General features: G+C 39.0%; 1 protein-coding gene and 1 pseudogene. Both read left to right on the forward strand.

The window, feature by feature from the left end; genetic code table 11:
• The first annotated feature begins 69 nt into the window (after positions 1-69).
• Complete coding sequence (locus ACFILL_RS09385; protein ID WP_375612600.1) at positions 70-684, forward strand: hypothetical protein; 615 nt, start codon at positions 70-72, stop codon at positions 682-684.
• A gap of 3 nt (positions 685-687) precedes the next feature.
• Positions 688-887, forward strand: a pseudogene (locus ACFILL_RS09390) (hypothetical protein); the annotation flags it as partial.

Raw genomic sequence — 887 nt, forward strand, 5'->3', positions numbered from 1 at the left:
ACCACACAATGCAATGCCGTTCTTTTGCAAGAACGACAAAGGCAGAATCTAACTTAAAGGAGTAAAACCATGGAAAAAAAATACGAACTTACTGATGAAACAATTGAGTTTGATAGAAAAACTCTCCACCGCATTCGTGCTTTAAGGGATTTTGATGATGTTAAAGCAGACGACCTAGGCGGCTATATCGAGAAAGAAGACAATCTAAGTCATGATGGTAATTGCTGGGTAGGTGATGATGCAAAAGTCTATGGTTATGCCAAGGTTTTTGGTGATGCACATGTTTATGGAAACGCTCGTGTAGATGGTCATGCAAGAGTTTATGACAAAGCCAAGGTTTATGGTGATGCTTATATTTATAACATTGCTGATATTTACGAAAATGCATGTGTTTTTGGTAGTGCATCTGTTACCGGAGAAACTAATATTTTTGGTAATGCGCAGATTTTTGAACATGCTCGTGTTTTTGCCAGTGCACAAATCTACGAAAATGCACAAGTTTCCGGTGGTGCATTTATTAGTGGAAAAGCTGAAATTTATGGAAATGCTAAAATCTATGGCAGTCCATTGATTTCCATCAGAGCAAAAGTTGGGGGAAATGCCAAAATCTGTGGTGATGCATTTATTCATGGAAACGCAGAGATCATCAATGATGAAATCATCACAACGGGCATGAGGCAATAAACCATGGAAAAAAAATACGAACTTACTGATGAAACAATCGAAGTTGGGGGCAAAACTCTCCACCGCATTCGCGCATTACGAGACTTTGGAAACGTCGAGAAAGGTGATTTAGGTGGCTATATACAAAAAGAAGACAATCTAAGTCATGATGGCAATTGCTGGGTTGGGGGTTATGCCAAGGTTTATGATGATGCTAAGGTTTA

Source organism: Bartonella sp. AP20NXHL, from assembly GCF_042196165.1.
In the GTDB taxonomy this organism is placed as follows: Bacteria; Pseudomonadota; Alphaproteobacteria; order Rhizobiales; family Rhizobiaceae; genus Bartonella.